Source organism: Amycolatopsis aidingensis, assembly GCF_018885265.1.
GTDB classification, from domain to species: Bacteria; Actinomycetota; Actinomycetes; order Mycobacteriales; family Pseudonocardiaceae; genus Amycolatopsis; species Amycolatopsis aidingensis.
Genome location: NZ_CP076538.1, coordinates 3,881,931 through 3,899,193, shown reverse-complemented (window position 1 = coordinate 3,899,193; position 17,263 = coordinate 3,881,931). Strand labels below are relative to the sequence as shown.

Sequence of the window (17,263 nt, the reverse complement as noted above, 5' to 3'; positions counted from 1 at the left end):
TGATGAGTCCCGTCGCGAGCTTCGACGACATGGCCTGGACTGACTCCACCTGCCCGGTCGCGCGCACGCTCGACCTTGTCGGAGATCGATGGAGCCTGCTTATCGTTCGCGACGCGATGGACGGCGCGCGATCGTTCACCGACTTCCAGCAGCGCACGGGGGTCGCGCGCAACATCCTCACCGACCGTCTCCGCCGCCTGGTCGATCGCGGCCTGCTCGAACGAGAGACCGCGACATCAGGGCGTCGACAGGTATACGTACTCACCGACGCCGGCCGCGACCTCTTCACCGTCATTGTGGCCATGCGCCAGTGGGGCGAGCGGCACGCGTTCGCCGAACACGAGACCCACTCCGTTCTCGTGGACGAAAGCGGCCTCCAGCTTGCCCGCCTGTGTCCTACCGACTCTCACGGTGACCCTGCCGATGTCGGCTCAACCACCGTCCTGCGCGATATCCGCGATATCTAGTTGTTGCTTACTCAATGCATTCTTGGCCGGAAATCCGGATCGCGAGATGGTTCACCCTGCCGTCCCTGGTGTTGAACTCGTAAATGGCGTCCGGATTCTCCGGAACGGGAACGAAAAACCCATCCGGCTCGGCCGGGTTCCAGCTCGGGTAGGCGGCACGCAGCGCCTCCTCGGTCGAGCCGATCCCGATTCCCTGTGGGGTCCGTACGCCCGGATATCCTACGATGTCGGCAACTCCCAGCGTTGGCGAGATCAGCACGGTCAGGCCGGCAGGCTGACCGGGGCGATCGGTGAGGTCGTAGAAGCCACACTCGGGATTGATACCCGCGCCAGGGTCCGGCCCCTGGTACGGCACGATTTCCCCGGTGGCCTCCGCCTGTTGCGTGGTCATTCCGAGTTTCAGCGTTCCGTAACCATCCGGCCCCAGTTCCGCGCAGGCCGCGGCCCGCGCGGTCCCGCTGATCAACAAAAACGATATCGCCGCCGTCGCCGCCACGGTATGTGGCCATCGTGGTTTCCGCACGATTCCCTCCCTCGGTTGATTCGCCGATAACGGAGGGACGCTCGAGCGCTGCGAATGGTTGCCGCGGTTGGCACAGGGGAGCGGTCAGGCGGTCGCGGCCGGTGTCTCCCTGCCGACGATATCGTCCACGAACCCGTAGGCCAGCGCTTCTTCGGCGTCGAACCAGCGGTCCCGGTCGGCGTCGGCGATGATCCGTTCCAGCGGCTGACCGGTCTGCCGCGCGGTGATCTCGGCGATCCGGCGCTTCATCTTGCCGAACACCTCGGCCTGGATGGCGATATCGCTCGCCGCACCCCGGATACCCGCGGAAGGCTGGTGCATCACCACCCGGGTGTTGGGCAGCAGGTAGCGCTTTCCCCGGGTGCCGGAGGTCAGCAGGAACTGACCCATGGACGCGACAAAGCCGAGGCCCCAGGTGGACACCTCCGGTTGGATCAGCCGCATGGTGTCGTAGATGGCCATACCGGCGGTCACCGAACCGCCCGGGGAGTTGATGTAGAAGGTGATGTCCCTTTCCGGATCATCGGCGGCCAGCAGTAGGAGCTGCGCGGTGATCCGGTTGGCCACCTCGTCGTCTACCTCCGAACCGAGGAAGACGATGCGGTCCCGCAGCAGTTGCTCGTAGACCGAGTCGTTCAGGGAGAGTCCCGGGTTCGGCGATCGCATCTCGGGTACCAGGTGAAGCGTCATGGTGGCCTGCCTTCGGTCAGTGTCCTGGTTGTGGACCGTTCTGCAGCCGACCCTAGGCGGCGCCGAGCCGCGGGATGAGCGCGTTTCGCTGTGGGCGTGCGGGGTTCGCTTCACACGAACATTTGGACACCCCATCCGTCCGCCCCGAAACGTCACGGTGACGAAATGGGTGGGTGGGGTCGGTCGGTGTCGAGGGGAGGGAGCGTGATCGCGCTTGCTCCGCTCACGGCCCGATCCCTAATCTCGCCAGCGAGGAGGCGGGATGCGCAACGTGTCGGCACTGGCGGCCGGTAGGCGCCATTCGGTCGGTCGGCGCTGGGACGGGACTGTTCTGGCCGTGGGAAACGGTGCCGCCGACGAGTGTCAGGTCGAGCACTGGGAAGACGTCGTCGCGGTGGCAGCCGGCAATGTCCATACCGCGAACAACACGGGAAAGTCTCATACGGTCGGACTTCGATCGGACGGCACCGTGCTGGCAACGGGGTGGAATGGCGACGGCCAATGCGATGTCGCCGCATGGCGAGAGGTCATGGCCGTGGCCGCCGGCTGGCGCCGCACGCTCGGATTGCTTGCGAATGGCACCGTGCTGGCAGCAGGCCGAAACTCGGAAGGGCAATGCGACGTGCAGCCCTGGCGCGAGATGGTGGCACTTTCCTGTGGCGACTGGCATTCGGTCGGAGTCCGTGCGGACGGTTCGGCGTTGGCCGTGGGTATCAATCGCCGAGGACAGTGCGCCGTCGACGATTGGCGCGACCTCGCCGCCGTGGGGGCTGGATATCTACACACCGTCGGTCTCCGAAGTGACGGGCGTGTCCTGGCGACCGGAGACCGGACGACCGGGGCGTGTGACGTCGATGGGTGGGAAGACTTGGTGGCGTTGGCCGCGGGCAGCTACCACACCGTTGCGGTCACGGCATTCGGACGAGTCCTTGCAGCCGGAGACAACAGCCACGGGCAATGTGAGGTCACAGACTGGCGCGACGTCGTCGCGGTGGCGGCGGGTTCCACCCACACTCTCGGTCTGCGCGCGGACGGCACGGTCCGCAGCGCAGGGAACAACACCGACGGCCAGTGCGCCGTCGACTCCTGGTATATCTCGAACGCCGATAAGCTACATTATGTTAAGTAAGTCGTATCCGGGCCTCGCTTCGCGAGGATGTCCGGTCCCGATGTTCGGCTCCGACGTATCCAATGCAGGCGGGCACGCGAGGTGCCTGCCCCCCGAAAGACATGACGAACACGACGAAGGAGCCGACCATGAAGTACATCCTGATGATCCCCGGTACCCAGCAGGACTACGACGCCATGGCCAGCGGTGCACAGCCCGGCCTGACCGCGCAGGACATGGCCGGGATCGACGAGTTCCTGCGCGCCTTCAACCAGGAGCTGGAGGAATCCGGCGAGTTCGTGGACGCCCAGGGCCTCGCCGCCCCGGTGCACACCAGGCGGGTGGAGCTGAGGGAAGGCGTGCCGGTGGTGACCGACGGGCCGTACGCGGAGACCCAGGAGGTGCTGGCAGGCTACTGGATCGTGGACTGCGCCAGCTTCGACCGGGCGACCGAGATCGCCGCCAAGCTCGGTTCGGGTCCCGGTCCGCAGCGCCCGATCGACGTGCGGCCGGTGGCGGGATCGGAGCCGGAACTCTGAAAGCCTGTTCCGGAACTGGACTTTGCCTGCTCAGGATGAGTGGAAGAACTCGCGCGGCGGCGAGGCCGGGCGCATGACCAGCGAAGGTGACGATCGTGACCGTGTCCGAGCCCGGCCGAGCCGGCCGCGTCCGCAAGTTCAGCAACAGGCGCTGAGCGGGCAGATGTCCGGCGCCGAGCTGGAGGGCCTGCTGCGCACCCTGGCGCCGCAGGCCCTCGGCGCGGTCGTCCGGCGGTACGGTCACTTCGACCTCGCCGAGGACGCCGTGCAGGAGGCGCTGCTGGCGGCGGCGACCCAGTGGCCTGCCGAGGGTGCTCCGGCCAATCCCCGGGGCTGGCTGATCCGGGTGGCCGCTCGCAAGCTGACCGACCTGCTGCGCGGCGAGCAGGCCCGCAGGCAGCGGGAGGACACCGTGCTCCAGTGGACCCTCCCCGAGCGCCGGCAGGCCCCCGCGGCCGACCGGGCGGCAGCGGACGCCGACGACACGTTGATCCTGCTGTTCCTGTGCTGCCACCCCTCCCTCTCCCCTGCCTCGCAGATCGCGTTGACGCTGCGTGCGGTGGGCGGGCTGACCACAGCGGAGATCGCCCGTGGCTTCCTCGTGCCGGAGGCGACGATGACGCGGCGGATCACCAGGGCCAAGCGGAGCATCACCGGCAGCGGCAAGCCGTTCGGCATGCCCACCGGCGCCGAACGGGAGGAACGGCTCGGGGTCGTGCTGCATGTGCTGTACCTGATCTTCAACGAGGGGTACGCCACCACCTCCGGACCGAGCCTGCACCGCGGCGACCTCGCGGCCGAGGCGATCCGGCTCACCCGCATCCTGCACCACTCGCTGCCCGAGGACAGCGAGGTCGCAGGGCTGCTGGCATTGATGCTGCTCACCGACGCGCGCAGGCCGGCCCGCACCGGCGCCGACGGCTCGCTCATCCCGATGGCCGAGCAGGACCGCACCCGGTGGGACACCAGCCTCATCAGCGAGGGCACGGCACTGCTCAGCGTCGCGCTACCCCAGGGCCCGGCCGGGCCGTACCAGCTCCAGGCCGCGATCGCCGCGCTGCACGACGAGGCACCCAGCCAGGAGCGGACCGACTGGCCGCAGATCCTGGCGCTGTACGAACTGCTGCTGCGTATCTCGGACAACCCGGTGACCGCGCTGAACCACGCGGTGGCGGTGGCCATGGTGCGGGGTGCCCGCGCGGGGCTCGACCTGCTGGCGGAACTCGCGGCCGACGAGCGGCTGGCGGGCGATCACCGGCTGGACGCCGCCCGGGCGCACCTGCTGGAAATGGCCGGCGAACCGGCGCGGGCCAGGGATGCCTACCTGGAGGCTGCCGGGCGCACCACGAACATCCCGCAACAGCGTTACCTCTACGCGTGTGCCGCGCGGCTGGATACCTCCCGGTCCTTGCCGTAGGCCCGCAACTCGGCGAGGTAGGTGTCCCGCACACCCGCAGGCAGCCAGGCGATCTCGAACGCGTTGTGCTCCAGGCGGAGCACCTCCCGCTCCCCCAGCCCGGCGGCCTCGCTCACCGCGAGCAGGTTCTCGGTGACGTAGCCGCCGAAATACGCCGGGTCGTCGGAGTTGACGGTGGCCCGCAGCCCGAGGTCCAGCATCCGCCGCAGCGAGTCGTGGCCGAGGTCGCCCCGGACATGGCGGTTGGAGATCGGGCACACGGTCAGGCCGAGTCCGCGGCGGGCGATCTCGGTGTGCAGCGCGGGGTCGTCCAGCGCGTTGACGCCGTGGTCGATGCGGTCCACGCCGACCACGTCCAGGCACTGCCGGATGTGCTCGGTGGTGTTCTCCTGGTCCACATCGCAGTGCATGGTGAGGAAGTAGCCCTCGGCGCGGGCGCGTTCGAAGACGGCGGCGAAGGCCGAGGGCGGGTTGCCCCGCTCGTCGGAGTCGAGCCCGACCCCGACGATCCATTCCTTGTACGGCAGGGATTCCAGCAGGGTCGCCATGGCAAATCCCGCTGGCAGGTCGCGCAGGAAGCACATGATCAGTTGCGCGCGCAGGCCGAGCAGGCGGTGGGCGTCCACCAGCGCCCGCCGCAGGCCGCGGATGACGGTGCCGAAGCAGACACCGCGCGAGGTGTGCGCCTGCGGGTCGAAGAAGATCTCGGCGTAGCGAACGTTCTGGGCATGCGCCCTGGTCAGGTAGGCCCAGGCGAGATCGTAGAAGTCCTGCTCGGTCAGCAGGACCTCCATGCCCTGGTAGTACGCCTTCAGGAACGACGGCAGGTCATGGAAGTTGTAGGTGGCGCGCAGTTGCGCGGCGTCGGTATACGGCAGCACGAGATCATTGCGCTCGGCCAGCTCGAACATCATCTCCGGTTCGAGCGTTCCCTCGATATGTACGTGCAGCTCGCATTTCGGAATACCGGCGATGAATTCGGCGAGCCCCATCATGCCGTCATCGTAGTGGCAGCCGCCGACATCGGCCTGATCTAGGTGGCCGCGCCGAGCACGATGGTGGCGTCCAGCTCGGGGCAGCCGATGATCCGGGGCCGCAACCCGGCGTCGGCACAGGCCGCGGCCAGTCGCGGTGCCTGCGGTTCGCTGGTCTCGATCAGCAGGTGGCCGCCGGGTGCCAGCCAGTCCGGTGCCGCGGCGATCACCCTGCGCTGCACGGTGAGCCCGTCCGCACCGCCGTCCAGCGCCGTGCGCGGCTCGTGCAGGCGGGCCTCTGGTGGCATCAGGTCGACCGCGTCGGTGGGGACATAGGGTGCGTTCACCAGCAGCAGGTCCACCCCCGCGCGGAGCCGGGCCGGTACCGGCTCGTACAGGTCGCCCTCGTACACCCGGCCGCCCGCGGCCGCGAGGTTGCGGCGGGCGCAGCGCACCGCCGCGGGTTCCAGGTCGGCGGCGTGCACCTCGAGCCCGTCCACGGTGGCGGCCAGCGCGGCACCCACCGCGCCGGTGCCGCAGCACAGGTCCAGCACCACCGCGCCGGGCCGTGCGAGTGCGGCCGCCTGGCGCACGAGCAGCCCGGTGCGCAGGCGGGGCACGAAGACACCCGGTTCCACGGCGATCCGCAGGCCGTGGAACCAGGCCCAGCCGAGGACCTGTTCCAGTGGCAGGCCGGTTACCCGCTGGTCCACCAGCGTGGCGAGGTGTTCTGGGGAGCGCGCGGCCGTGGCGAGCAGCTGCGCCTCCTCCTCGGCGAACACGCAGCCCGCGGCGCGGAGCCTGCTGGTGAGTTCGGGCAGCGAGCACGGAGTAGCCGTCATCAACACCCCCTGCTCCGGCACGTCCAGGTAGTGCTGGTTGTACCTGATGCGGGGCACGGTGCCGAAGCGGCGCCGGTGCATGATGGCGCCGCAGGGGCCGGTATGCTGGCTACGGTCGGGTTGTCGTCGATGGCCTTTGGGGTGCGCCGCGAAGCACCCTCGCCGATGAGTACTGTTCTGGTGTTCGGGGAGGATCACTCCCCTGCCCGGTGAGCGCCGCGATCCGCGCCCGGACCCGTGGGGAGATCCGGGCGAACCGGCGCCGTCGTTCCCATTCGTGCTGGGGTCATGTGGTGGCGGCTCCGCTGTGGCCGCTGCATGGTGCGAACCTCGGCACCCTGCTGCGGAGTTGTGACGCGGCAGGTGCCTGTCTCGCGGTGCCCCGGTTGCCCTGGGTGCCGCAGGCGCTCGCGCGGGGTAACACGCTGCGGCGCCGGAGCTGCGTACACCATACCGGCGATCCGCTGCGCTGGCTGGAACGGCAACGGGCGCGGGGCGTCCGGCTGGTCGGGGTCGAGCTGGCCGATGAGGCGGTCCGGCTCGCCGACCTGCCTGCCGCGCGGGAGCCCACGGTGGCGGTGCTCGGGCACGAGCAGAGCGGCATTCCGCCGGAGGCGCTGGACTTGCTCGATCAGGCGGTGGAGATCCCGATGGTGGGCCATGGCGCCACGCTCAATGTGGCCGTGGCGGGCTCCCTCGTGCTGTACAAGCTCGCCGGATTGCTCTGACCACGTGCCCGGATCCGTGTGCGCTACCGCAGTCGGTCGCGGCGACGGATCAGGTGGGCGGTCTCGGCGGTGTTGCCCGCCAGGTCGATGGCTTTGTCGTAGGCCGCGCGTGACTCCTGGTCGCGGCCCAGCCGGCGGAGCAGGTCGGCGCGGGTGGCGTGGTAGGCGTGATAGCCCGCCAACCCGTGCTCAAGGCGGTCGACGTCCGCGAGTGCCACCTCCGGGCCGTCGAGCTCGGCGACCGCGATGGCCCGGTTGAGGGCGATGATCGGTGAGGGGTCGAGGCGGACGAGTTGGTCGTAGAGGGCGAGGACCTGTGACCAGTCGGTGTCGCACATGTCGCGGGCGGAGGTGTGCACCGCGTTGATCGCGGCGAGGATCTGGTAGCGCCCGGGAGCCACCCCGGTGGCGGCAGCGGCCAGGCGCTCGCGCACCAGCCGATGGCCCTCGGCGATCAGCGCCGCGTCCCAGGCCCCACGGTCCTGCTCGTCGAGCGGGACCAGTTCGCGGCTGGCCGAGATCCGGGCGGTGCGGCGGGCCTCGGTGAGGAGCATCAGCGCCAGCAGCCCGGCCACCTCACCGTCCTCGGGCAGGAGGGCACGGATCAGGCGGGTGAGCCGGATCGCCTCGGTGGTCAGGTCGTGACGTACGGGATCGGTGCCGGGGCCGGTGGCCAGGTAGCCCTCGTTGAAGACGAGGAAAAGGACGGCGAGTACGCCGGAGACGCGTGCCGGGAGATCCTCCGCGGACGGCACCCGGTAAGGGATGCGCGCCGCCTTGATCTTGGCCTTCGCGCGGGTGATCCGTTGCCCCATGGCGGTCTCGGCCACCAGGAAGGCCCTGGCGATCTCGGGTACAGTGAGACCGCCGACCATGCGCAGCGTCAGCGCCACGCGGGTCTGCATCGCGAGTGCCGGGTGACAGCAGGTGAAGATCAGCCGAAGCCGCTCGTCCTCGATCGCACCGTCGATGGCGCCGAGCGGCTCGCGCGAGTCGTCGTACACCATCTGCGCCTCCTTGTGCTTGTCATCGCGCTTGTTCTCGCGCCGGATCCGGTCGATGGCCTTGTGGTTGGCGGTGGTGGTCAGCCAGGCGCCGGGATTGGGGGGCACGCCGTCGGCCGGCCATCGCTCGACGGCGGTCGCGAACGCCTCGGCCGCCGCCTCCTCGGCGGTGTCGAGGTCACCGAAGCGCCTGGTCAGGGCGGCCACCACCCGCGCCCACTCCGCGCGGTGGGCCCGGGTGATCGCCTCCTCGACGTCGCTCACCGGAACGGCCGCACCTCGACCTTCCGATCGCAGACCTTCGACGCCTCGGCGGCGAGCTTGAGCGCCACATCCAGATCGGGCGCCTCCCACACCCAGATGCCGGCGAGGTACTCCTTCGACTCCACGAACGGCCCGTCGCTGAACACCGCCTGCTCGCCCCGGTTGTCGATGACCGTGGCCGTATCGGTGTCCGCGAGCCCGCCCGCGAAAACCCAGTAGCCCTCGGCGATCAGTCGTTCGTTGAACGCGCTGATGGCAGGCCGCCTGTCCGTGCTGCCGGGATTGCTCTTGTCATCGATCACGGAAACCAGGTACTGCATCTGAAGATCATCTCCTGTGGTGCCAAGACGGCGTGGTTCGGTGGTCAGCGACTTCAGGCCGTTGCATACTGCGGGCGCCCGTCCGGCCGGTATACCTGGATCATCACGCCCTTCGAGTCGACCCGCGACTCCACCAGGTCGAGCGCAAGATCCGGACCGGCCTCGGGGAACAGTCTCGCGCCCTGGCCGAGGATCACCGGGATCACGAGCAGAGTCATCTCGTCGACCAGACCGTTCTCCAGCAGCCACCGGGTCAGCACGCCGCTGCCGTGCACCTGCAGCTCACCCCCGGGCTTGGCCTTCAGCTCACCGATGGCCGCCGCGAGGTCACCACGGAGAACGGTCGTGTCCTCCCAACGCGGCGCGGTGAGCGTGGTCGAGGCAAGGTACTTGGGGGTCTCGTTCAAGGCCGCACCGATGGGATGTGCACGCATCTGGTCGATTGATCCCCAGGAACCGGCGAACAGCTCGTAGGTGCGCCGGCCGAACAGGAACGCCGCTGCGCGCTGGTAGGTCTGCGTGATGAACGTCCTGGTCTCGTCGTCGCCCTTCCCCCGGGCCCATCCGCCGCGTTCGAATCCGTTCCTCCGGTCATCCGACGTGGCGCCGTTTCCCTGCATCACTCCATCGACAGTGACCTGAGTCATGATTGTCAGCTTCACGATCACGGTTCCTTTGCCTTGGCGCCGCCCCTGGTGGGTAGCCTCACCCCTGCTACGAACACCACCGCCCCGATCCGACACCGCTTCCCGGGTTTCTTGAAGGGAGATCCGTACCGCACTAGGGGGCGGCCAGCCAGCCACGGTGCAGCGCCGGCGCCAGCTCGTGCGCGCCGGAGTTGCGGATGTTGTCCTCGTCGTGCAGGTACCCCTCGGTGGTGGACAGGGCGGAATGGCCGAGGTCCTGCTGCACCTGGCGGGGCGGCACGCCGCGTTCGACGGCGTGCGTGGCGTAGGAGTGCCGGGCCGAGTGTGGGTGGATGGTGTCCCGGAGCGGGCCGAGGTGGCTGGCGATCAGCGCGGCCTGTTCGGTGCCGAGCAGGTCCCGCAGCCAGCGTGCGCGCGGGGGCGGCGCGTCCGGCGCGGGGGCGAAGGTGGCGCACAGCCTGCGCAGCAGGGCCTGGACATGGGAGACGTGCACGCGTCGGCCGGTGCTGGTGATGAACAGTGGTTCCGCGGGTGTGGGCCCGACCTGGCCGCGGACCGCCGGGGCGGCCGGGGGCCTGCGTTCGGCGAGATAGGTGTCCACCGCGTCGGCCACCGGCGGCGCGAGGGCGACCTCGCGGTCCTTGGCGCCCTTGCCGTGGATGCGCAGGATGCCGATGTCCCCGCCAGTGGGCCTGCGGTAGTCGGTGAGGTTGGTGCCGACGAGTTCTTCCGCTCGCACGCCGGTGCCGATCAGCACCTCGACCATCGCGCGGTCGCGGCGGCCGTCCCGGCGGCGGTCGGCCAGGAGGTACGCGGCCAGCAGCAGGGCGCGGCACGCCTCGAAGGACCAGCGTGCGGTGACCGAAGGGGTGCCGCCGGAGCGGTTGAGGTGCTGGGTCTTCCGGTCGACCAGCGCGGCCGGGTTCTGTTCGGCCAGCCCTTCCCGGAGCAGGTACTTGCGGTAGAAGGCGGACACCGCGGACAGCATCCTGCCCCGGGTGGCGTCGCTGTACCCCGCGTGGGCCAGTTCGTCCAGCCACCGCTCGACGTGCTCCACCCTGACCTCGGCGAAGGAGCCGAACCCATTGCGCAGGCACCAGGGCAGCCATTCCAGTCCGGTGGGTGCCGCGCGGCGGCTCCGCCCCCGGCGGCGGGCGGGGTCGGGCGGGGTGTAGCCCGGCACCCAGTCCAGGGGGATGCCGAGGTCGGTCGCGTAGGCCAGCCGGGTGTTGAGCGAGGTGTAGATGCGCAGGAACTCCGCGAAGCGTTCCTGCCCCGTCTTGTCCGCCCCATCGCCCTGCGCGGCTACGGCCAGTGTCACGACAACCCCTTCCTCGTGCTGCGCCTGACAGTGTCACCGCCGCGCGACGGGGTTCGGCGCTGGGGGCCGTCTGGAGTCAGTGCCTGCCGGTCGGATGGCTGTCGCAGGCGTGACCGACCCGCGAATCGAAGGTGGCCTCCCCTCAGTCACGACCATAGTGTTGTGAGCTGTCTGCGGTGGCGGTGAGCCCACCGTGTCAGGAAGTGGACACGAGAAGGTGAAAGTGCGTTTCTGGCGGTGACACTCCACTCCTGTCGTGAATAGTCGACCACTACTCGTGTTCACATTCTCGTGTGGGTGTTGCCGGAAGGGGGCGTTGACCTGCGACAATTGTCTCTGTCACCGTCATGCGGTGGAGGTGACCGTGCATGGTCCCAGTCACGGGATTGCCGCTACCGGCGGTTCGTCGGGTCTGCCGTCAGGTGGGTGTCGGCACGGTGCTGGTGGGGGGTGGTGCACCGGTTTCGGTGCAGTCGATGACCACAACCTTGACCGCGGATGTGGATGCCACATTGCAGCAGATCGCCGAGCTCACTGCGGCTGGATGTGACATTGTGCGGGTGGCGGTGCCCTCCCAGGATGATGCGGATGCGTTGCCAGCGATCGCGTCGAAGTCGACGATTCCGGTTGTCGCGGATATTCATTTCCAGCCGAGGTATGTGTTCGCGGCGATCAAGGCCGGATGTGCTGGGGTACGGGTGAATCCGGGGAATATCAAGCGTTTCGACGATCGGGTCGGCGAGATCGCCCACGCCGCGCGGGATGCGGGGGTGCCGATCCGGATTGGTGTGAACGCGGGCAGCCTGGACCCGAAAATCCTCGACAAACATGGCGGGCGGGCAGGTGCGGAGGCTTTGGTGGAATCGGCGTTGTGGGAGACGTCGTTGTTCGCCGATCACGGTTTCCACGATCTAAAGATCAGCGTGAAGCATCATGACCCGGTAGTGATGATCGACGCCTACCGGCAACTCGCGCAGCAATGCGATTATCCGTTGCATTTGGGTGTGACCGAAGCCGGGCCACCCCCGCAAGGGGTGATCAAGACAGCGACCGCTTTCGGCGCGCTGTTGTCGGAGGGGATCGGGGACACGATCCGGGTGTCGTTGACCGCGGACCCGATTGAGGAGGTCCGGGCCGGGGAGGCGATCTTGCAGGCACTGGGACTGCGGCCCCGCACGTTGGACATTGTCTCGTGTCCGTCGTGTGGGCGGGCGCAGGTGGATGTGTACAAGATGACCGCCGAGGTCCAGGCCGCGCTGGACGGTTTGGAGGTGCCGATCCGGGTGGCGGTGATGGGGTGCGTGGTCAACGGCCCGGGCGAGGCCCGGGACGCGGATCTGGGGGTGGCCTCGGGCAACGGCAAGGGCCAGATCTTCGTACGCGGCCAGGTGGTGGACACCGTGCCCGAGCACGAGATCCCCGAAACGCTGATCGCGCACGCGGTACGGCTCGCCGAAAGCGATCACCGATGACCCCTCCGGTGACGAGCGTCGATCACGGAGCTGTCCGGCCCGTGCTGGACGGATCGGTGCTGTCCGCTCTCCGCCGATTCTCCGACATCCCCGACGGCAGCGGGAGCGATTGTCATGGCTAGCCCGTCCCTTACCGACACAACGGCCGCTCCCGCAGTTCTGCAGCAGGCACGCAGCCTGACGGTGCCCGCCTTGCGGCAGGCGATCGCCACCCTGCACCCCAGGCTCGCGCAGGTAGCCGGCTACCACTGCGGCCTCACCGACCAGCACGGCCGGCCGGCCCCTGCCAGGGTCGGGAAGATGCTCCGCCCCGCCCTGGTGTTCCTGTCCGCCCGCAGTACGGGCGTGCCTGCGGAGCGCCTGGCCTCGGAGGGTGTTGTCGCAGGGGCGGTGGCGGTGCAGCTGGTACACGAGTTCTCCCTGCTGCACGACGACATCATGGACCGCGACCGGACACGACGGGGGCGCCCCACGGCCTGGGCCGTCCACGGCGTCGACACCGCGCTGCTGGCCGGGGACGCGCTACTCGCCCTGGCGGTCTCCACACTCGCCGAGCACCCCCAGGCCGAGGCGGTCCTGGCCGAGGCGGTGGTGGGGTTGTGCGCGGGACAGGCCGACGACCTGGCGTTCGAAACCCGCACGACGGTGACGGTCGCCGACTGGGAGCGCATGGCGATCGGCAAGACTGGCGGCCTGATCTGCGCGGCCTGTCAGCTCGGCGCGCTGCTCACCGAAGCGGATTCCCGAGCCATCGCCGTGCTGGGCACAGCCGGCACTCAGCTTGGTCTGGCGTTCCAAGCCATGGACGACTGGCTGGGGATCTGGGGCGACCCGAAGGTCACCGGGAAACCCGCCGGTGCCGATGTCGCCGCCCGCAAACGCTCCCTGCCGATCGTCGTCACACTCACCGATGCCGACCCGGCCGCGCAACGGCTCGCTGCGATCCTCGCCACCGACGGCGAGCTCACCACCGACGACCTCGCGGCGGCCACCACGGCGCTGGAACGGACCAACGCCGGCCAGACCACCAGCCGCCACGCCCGCCAGCACACCGACCGCGCCCGCGATGCCATCGCGGCGCTCACCATCCCGTCCGACGTACGGCGGGAGTGGGACCACCTGATCAGTTTCCTCATCACCCGCGCCACCTAGAACGGCCGAGCCTGATGGACAAACGAGTACTGCTCGCCGCGCCGCGCGGCTACTGCGCCGGCGTGGAACGGGCTGTCGCGATCGTCGGACGCGCTCTGGAACTGCACGGAGCGCCCGTCTATGTGCGTCACCAGATCGTGCACAACACCCACACCACGACAAACCTCAACACCGGGAATCGAGGGCTGCCATGACCACTGATCCCTGCGGAAAGATCACCGCCCACTCGTCCAAGGAGAATGACATGCCCGTCGTGGACCTGCCCGTGTTCGATATCCCGTTTCCCGCGCGGTCCAGCCCCGAGGTAGCGCGAGCGCGGACCGCCAACGTCGCCCGGATGAAGTCCCATGGCATGCTCGGCACCCCCGAGGCCGAGCACTGGTACCTGTCCTGGGACCTGGGCCAGGGCGCCGGATACGCGTACCCGATGGCGGTAGGCGAAGACCTGGACCTGGCGGTGGACCAGTTTGCGTTCTTCTTTGTCTTCGATGACCAGTTCGACGGCCCGCTGGGACGCGATCCGGCGCGCGTGGCCACGTTCGTCGACGACCTGATCGCGGTGCTGTACCGCCCGGCCGGACGGCCGTCGCCGCGCGGTTCCTCTCCGCTCGTGACCTTCTTCGCTGACATGTGGGAACGCAGCCAGCAAGGTATGCCCGCCGCATGGATCACGCGCGCCGCCCACAACTTCGAGTACTACCTGGCCGCCCACGCCGCCGAGGCCATGGACCGCGTCAACGCCCATGTCCCGTCGTGGGAGCACTTCCTCCACGTGCGGCGCGGCGCAGGCGCTACCAGATTGATGGTCGACTACGGCGAGCGATTCGGCCACTTCACCGTCCCACTCGCTCTCTTCCACACCCCCCAGTACCGCATGATGCGCCAAGTCGGCATCGACGTGCCCCTCCTGTGCAACGACGTGCACTCCGTCTACAAAGAGGCCCCCCGCGGCGATGTCGACAACGCCGTGCTGGTCGTCGAACGTGAACACGGCTGCACCCGCGATGAAGCCCTGCGAGCGGTGCGCGACATGGTCATCCACGACCACATCCCCCGCTTCCAACGCCTGGAGCAGGAACTGCCGCGAATCTGCGCCACACTGCGACTCGACGACGAGCAATGCACCGCGGTCGACAAGTCCGTAGCCGCCATCAAAATGTGGATCGCCGGTTACCACCAGTGGGAGATCGAGACCGACCGCTACACGCCCGAGGGCACCATCCCAGCAGACCGGCCCAACTACGTGGAAGACCTGGTCATCACGGGCAACGGATCTCACCGTCCGGAAAGCAGACAGCGCCACCCGCAATGACTTCGAACTCACGATGCGGTTTCTGACTTCCCAAGGAGCGGCACTCCCCCGCCACTCTCAACATATAGCGCACCGGGGGCTTGCGGCAAGGCCCGGGTCGTACCGCAAGATTGCCGGGCAAGGCCACAACCTGCGGAAATGGACTCGCGCGTAGGCACCCCGCACGCCAGCGGGGCCGCGACGTGCTGCCCATGAACGAGGAAGAAGCCGTCGGATCAAACATCATTTCTTGTCACTGTGAGGGGGAACGTGTCGGCTCAGGGGTACGAAGAGGAGCTGCGGTCGGAGCGGAGTCATGTCGCCGGGCTGTACGCGCGGCTCGACGCCGAGCGCACGCGAGTGCGGGGCGCGTACGAGGCGGCGTTGCGGGGAAACGGCGAGACACCCATGGAACGGGATGTCGAGGTGCGCGCGCTGTCCAGCGAGGCGAAACGGCTGGACGTGGCGGACGCCGGGCTGTGTTTCGGCCGGTTGGACACCGAGTCGGGCGGACAGCTGTACATCGGCCGGATCGGCCTTTTCGACGAGGAGAACGCGTACGATCCGGTACTGCTCGATTGGCGGGCGCCTGCGGCGCGCGCGTTCTATGTCGCCACCGGCGCGAACCCGGAGAACATGCGCAGGCGCCGCCAGTTCCACACCCGGGGGCGTCAGGTGCTCGATTTCACCGACGAGGTGTTCGGCCGTCCCGGCGAGGATGAGCGCGGAGACACGGCGCTGCTCGCGGCGGTCAACGCGCCGCGCGGTGCGGGCATGCGCGATATCGTGGCGACGATCCAGGCCGAGCAGGACGAGATCATCCGGCTCGACCACCCTGGCGTGCTGGTGATCGAGGGCGGTCCGGGCACCGGGAAGACCGTGGTGGCGCTGCACAGGGTGGCGTACCTGCTCTACACCCAGCGGGAGCGGATGGAACGGCACGGTGTGCTCGTGGTCGGGCCCAACCCGGCGTTCCTGGACCACATCGGCCGCGTTCTGCCGTCGTTGGGTGAGTCCGATGTGGTCTTCATGACCCCCGGCGACCTGCTGCCCGGTATGCGGGTCACCGCCGAGGACACCCCGGAGGCCGCCCGGCTCAAGGGTTCGCTGCGGATCCTGGACGTGCTCGCGGCGGCGGTCGCCGATCGGCAGCGGCTGCCGGAGCAACCGGTACCGATCACGCTGGGCGACGTCACGGTGCGGATCGACGCCGAGACCGCGGAGTGGGCCATCGAGGAGGCCAGGGCGAGCGGGCGGCCGCACAACGAGGCCCGCGCGGTCTTCACCGAGATCGTCACGTACGTGCTCACCGAGCGGGCGATAGCCCGGATCGGCCGCGGCTGGCTGACGCGGGAGGACCGCAAGGCATGGGAGGAGCTGCGCACGGACCTGCTCAAGCAGCTCGCGGAGGACGAGCGGTTCACCGCCGCTGTCGACGAGCTGTGGCCGGTGCTGACCCCGGAAACCCTGCTGGCCGAGCTGTACTCCTCCCCCGAACGCCTGCGGGCGGCTGGCGCCGACCAGGCGCTGTGGCGCGCCCAGGGCGATGCCTGGACGGTGCCGGACGTGCCGTTGCTGGACGAGCTGGTCGACCTGCTGGGTCGTGACAAGGCGGTGGACAAGGCCGCCGAGCGGGTGGCCGAGCGGCAGCGGAGAGCCGAGGCCGAGTACGCGGCCGACGTCATGGACGCCATGAAGCTGGACCGCGAGGAGATGGACGAGGACGTCATGCTGGCGGCCGAGAACCTGCTCTACGCCGAGGACCTTGCGGACCGCTTCGTCGAGCGGGACACCCGGGACCTCGCCGAACGGGCCGCCGCGGACCGGGACTGGACCTACCGCCACATCGTGGTGGACGAGGCCCAGGAACTGTCCGAGATGGACTGGCGGGTGCTGATGCGGCGCTGCCCCGGCCGGTCCTTCACGGTGGTCGGGGATCTGGCCCAGCGCCGGTCGGCGGCCGGTGCGACGTCCTGGGACGCGATGCTGGAGCCGTATGTGCCGGGACGCTGGGTCTACCGGTCGCTGTCGGTGAACTACCGCACCCCGGCGGAGATCATGGCCGTCGCCGCGGCCCTGCTCGCGGAGTTCGCGCCGGGGCTCCAGCCACCGGAGTCGGTCCGTTCGTGCGGGGTGGAGCCCTGGTCCAGGCGGGTCACCGAGGAGGAGCTGCGCCCCGCCATCGAGGAGTTCGTGCAAGAGGAGGCTGGCCGCGAGGGCACCAGCGTGGTGATCGGGCCGCCGGGTGTGCCGGGCGCGGTCCGGCCCGCGGAGACGAAGGGGCTGGAGTTCGACGCCGTTCTGGTGGTGGAACCGATGCGGATCCTGGCCGACGGCCCACGCGGCGCGGCCGAGCTCTACGTCGCCCTCACCCGCGCCACCCAGCGCCTCGGCGTCCTGCACCAGGGCCGGCTGCCGCGGGCCCTGGCCGGACTCGGCGCCCCAGCCGGTGCCCGGCCGGCGTAGCGGGGCCGGAGCGGTGATCCGTACTGCCGATCTGGCCG

The 17,263-nt window shown here is 69.2% G+C and carries 17 protein-coding genes and 1 pseudogene; 10 read left to right on the top strand and 8 right to left on the bottom strand.

Annotated elements, in window-relative coordinates; all coding sequences use genetic code 11:
• Positions 1-2: 2 nt before the first annotated feature.
• Positions 3-467 (top strand): winged helix-turn-helix transcriptional regulator, encoded by a 465-nt coding sequence (locus KOI47_RS17835; protein ID WP_216204609.1) that lies wholly within the window; start codon positions 3-5, stop codon positions 465-467.
• A 7-nt stretch (positions 468-474) separates the two neighbouring features.
• Here KOI47_RS17835 and KOI47_RS17830 read toward each other — a convergent pair whose 3' ends face one another.
• Together KOI47_RS17830 and KOI47_RS17825 are read right to left on the bottom strand one after the other, a co-directional pair.
• Positions 475-963: a hypothetical protein gene (locus tag KOI47_RS17830; protein WP_216204606.1), complete on the bottom strand. Its 489-nt coding sequence runs from the start codon at positions 961-963 to the stop codon at positions 475-477.
• A gap of 111 nt (positions 964-1,074) precedes the next feature.
• Complete coding sequence (locus KOI47_RS17825) at positions 1,075-1,680, bottom strand: ClpP family protease (RefSeq protein ID WP_216204603.1); 606 nt, start codon at positions 1,678-1,680, stop codon at positions 1,075-1,077.
• 262 nt (positions 1,681-1,942) lie between these two features.
• Between KOI47_RS17825 and KOI47_RS17820 the strand changes: the two genes are divergently transcribed.
• The 3 genes from KOI47_RS17820 to KOI47_RS17810 all read left to right on the top strand — a co-directional run bounded on the left by KOI47_RS17820 (position 1,943) and on the right by KOI47_RS17810 (position 4,744).
• Entirely contained in the window at positions 1,943-2,809 is an 867-nt protein-coding gene (locus KOI47_RS17820; RefSeq protein WP_232376087.1) for an RCC1 domain-containing protein, read from the top strand.
• Between the two features lie 128 nt (positions 2,810-2,937).
• Positions 2,938-3,327 (top strand): YciI family protein, encoded by a 390-nt coding sequence (locus KOI47_RS17815; RefSeq protein ID WP_216204601.1) that lies wholly within the window; start codon positions 2,938-2,940, stop codon positions 3,325-3,327.
• Between the two features lie 163 nt (positions 3,328-3,490).
• On the top strand, positions 3,491-4,744 hold the full coding sequence (locus tag KOI47_RS17810; RefSeq protein ID WP_216204598.1) for an RNA polymerase sigma factor: 1,254 nt from the start codon (positions 3,491-3,493) through the stop codon (positions 4,742-4,744).
• Here the strand turns inward: KOI47_RS17810 and KOI47_RS17805 are convergent.
• On the bottom strand, positions 4,699-5,739 hold the full coding sequence (locus KOI47_RS17805) for an adenosine deaminase (RefSeq protein ID WP_216204596.1): 1,041 nt from the start codon (positions 5,737-5,739) through the stop codon (positions 4,699-4,701). The two genes, KOI47_RS17810 and KOI47_RS17805, sit on opposite strands and share 46 nt — an antisense overlap.
• A 38-nt stretch (positions 5,740-5,777) precedes the next feature.
• Positions 5,778-6,560, bottom strand: a complete 783-nt coding sequence (locus tag KOI47_RS17800) for a putative protein N(5)-glutamine methyltransferase (protein ID WP_216217367.1) — start codon at positions 6,558-6,560, stop codon at positions 5,778-5,780.
• Between the two features lie 293 nt (positions 6,561-6,853).
• Between KOI47_RS17800 and KOI47_RS17795 the strand changes: the two genes are divergently transcribed.
• Complete coding sequence (locus KOI47_RS17795) at positions 6,854-7,288, top strand: TrmH family RNA methyltransferase (RefSeq protein WP_216204593.1); 435 nt, start codon at positions 6,854-6,856, stop codon at positions 7,286-7,288.
• Between the two features lie 23 nt (positions 7,289-7,311).
• Here KOI47_RS17795 and KOI47_RS17790 read toward each other — a convergent pair whose 3' ends face one another.
• The 4 genes from KOI47_RS17790 to KOI47_RS17775 form a co-directional block, all read right to left on the bottom strand.
• Positions 7,312-8,556, bottom strand: coding sequence for an RNA polymerase sigma factor (locus KOI47_RS17790; RefSeq protein WP_216204589.1), 1,245 nt, complete (start codon positions 8,554-8,556; stop codon positions 7,312-7,314).
• Positions 8,553-8,876 (bottom strand): YciI family protein, encoded by a 324-nt coding sequence (locus KOI47_RS17785; RefSeq protein ID WP_216204586.1) that lies wholly within the window; start codon positions 8,874-8,876, stop codon positions 8,553-8,555. Before KOI47_RS17785 ends, KOI47_RS17790 begins: the two co-directional genes overlap by 4 nt.
• A gap of 53 nt (positions 8,877-8,929) precedes the next feature.
• Positions 8,930-9,538 carry a dihydrofolate reductase family protein gene (locus KOI47_RS17780; RefSeq protein WP_216217366.1) on the bottom strand — a complete coding sequence of 203 codons (609 nt, stop codon included), beginning with the start codon at positions 9,536-9,538 and terminating at the stop codon, positions 8,930-8,932.
• A 118-nt stretch (positions 9,539-9,656) separates the two neighbouring features.
• Positions 9,657-10,844: a tyrosine-type recombinase/integrase gene (locus KOI47_RS17775; protein WP_216204583.1), complete on the bottom strand. Its 1,188-nt coding sequence runs from the start codon at positions 10,842-10,844 to the stop codon at positions 9,657-9,659.
• 368 nt (positions 10,845-11,212) lie between these two features.
• On the opposite strand from KOI47_RS17775, the gene ispG reads away from it, so the two are divergent.
• The 5 genes and pseudogenes from ispG to helR all read left to right on the top strand — a co-directional run bounded on the left by ispG (position 11,213) and on the right by helR (position 17,225).
• Positions 11,213-12,316, top strand: a complete 1,104-nt coding sequence (ispG, locus tag KOI47_RS17770) for a flavodoxin-dependent (E)-4-hydroxy-3-methylbut-2-enyl-diphosphate synthase (RefSeq protein WP_216204579.1) — start codon at positions 11,213-11,215, stop codon at positions 12,314-12,316.
• Positions 12,317-12,430: 114 nt separating this feature from the next.
• Positions 12,431-13,468 carry a polyprenyl synthetase family protein gene (locus KOI47_RS17765; RefSeq protein WP_216204575.1) on the top strand — a complete coding sequence of 346 codons (1,038 nt, stop codon included), beginning with the start codon at positions 12,431-12,433 and terminating at the stop codon, positions 13,466-13,468.
• Between the two features lie 14 nt (positions 13,469-13,482).
• A pseudogene (locus KOI47_RS17760) lies at positions 13,483-13,635 on the top strand (4-hydroxy-3-methylbut-2-enyl diphosphate reductase); the annotation flags it as partial.
• Between the two features lie 23 nt (positions 13,636-13,658).
• On the top strand, positions 13,659-14,780 hold the full coding sequence (locus tag KOI47_RS17755) for a terpene synthase family protein (protein ID WP_216204570.1): 1,122 nt from the start codon (positions 13,659-13,661) through the stop codon (positions 14,778-14,780).
• A 249-nt stretch (positions 14,781-15,029) separates the two neighbouring features.
• Positions 15,030-17,225, top strand: a complete 2,196-nt coding sequence (helR, locus tag KOI47_RS17750; RefSeq protein WP_216204566.1) for an RNA polymerase recycling motor ATPase HelR — start codon at positions 15,030-15,032, stop codon at positions 17,223-17,225.
• The last annotated feature ends 38 nt before the right edge of the window (positions 17,226-17,263 follow it).

Coding starts and splice junctions, on each gene's coding strand:
- KOI47_RS17785 (WP_216204586.1), bottom strand. CDS start 8,876: ATGCAGTACCTGGTTTCCGTGATCGATGACAAGAGCAATCCCGGCAGC.
- KOI47_RS17805 (WP_216204596.1), bottom strand. CDS start 5,739: ATGATGGGGCTCGCCGAATTCATCGCCGGTATTCCGAAATGCGAGCTG.
- KOI47_RS17835 (WP_216204609.1), top strand. CDS start 3: ATGAGTCCCGTCGCGAGCTTCGACGACATGGCCTGGACTGACTCCACC.
- KOI47_RS17755 (WP_216204570.1), top strand. CDS start 13,659: ATGACCACTGATCCCTGCGGAAAGATCACCGCCCACTCGTCCAAGGAG.
- KOI47_RS17815 (WP_216204601.1), top strand. CDS start 2,938: ATGAAGTACATCCTGATGATCCCCGGTACCCAGCAGGACTACGACGCC.
- ispG (WP_216204579.1), top strand. CDS start 11,213: ATGGTCCCAGTCACGGGATTGCCGCTACCGGCGGTTCGTCGGGTCTGC.
- KOI47_RS17765 (WP_216204575.1), top strand. CDS start 12,431: ATGGCTAGCCCGTCCCTTACCGACACAACGGCCGCTCCCGCAGTTCTG.
- KOI47_RS17810 (WP_216204598.1), top strand. CDS start 3,491: ATGTCCGGCGCCGAGCTGGAGGGCCTGCTGCGCACCCTGGCGCCGCAG.
- KOI47_RS17825 (WP_216204603.1), bottom strand. CDS start 1,680: ATGACGCTTCACCTGGTACCCGAGATGCGATCGCCGAACCCGGGACTC.
- KOI47_RS17800 (WP_216217367.1), bottom strand. CDS start 6,560: ATGACGGCTACTCCGTGCTCGCTGCCCGAACTCACCAGCAGGCTCCGC.
- KOI47_RS17820 (WP_232376087.1), top strand. CDS start 1,943: ATGCGCAACGTGTCGGCACTGGCGGCCGGTAGGCGCCATTCGGTCGGT.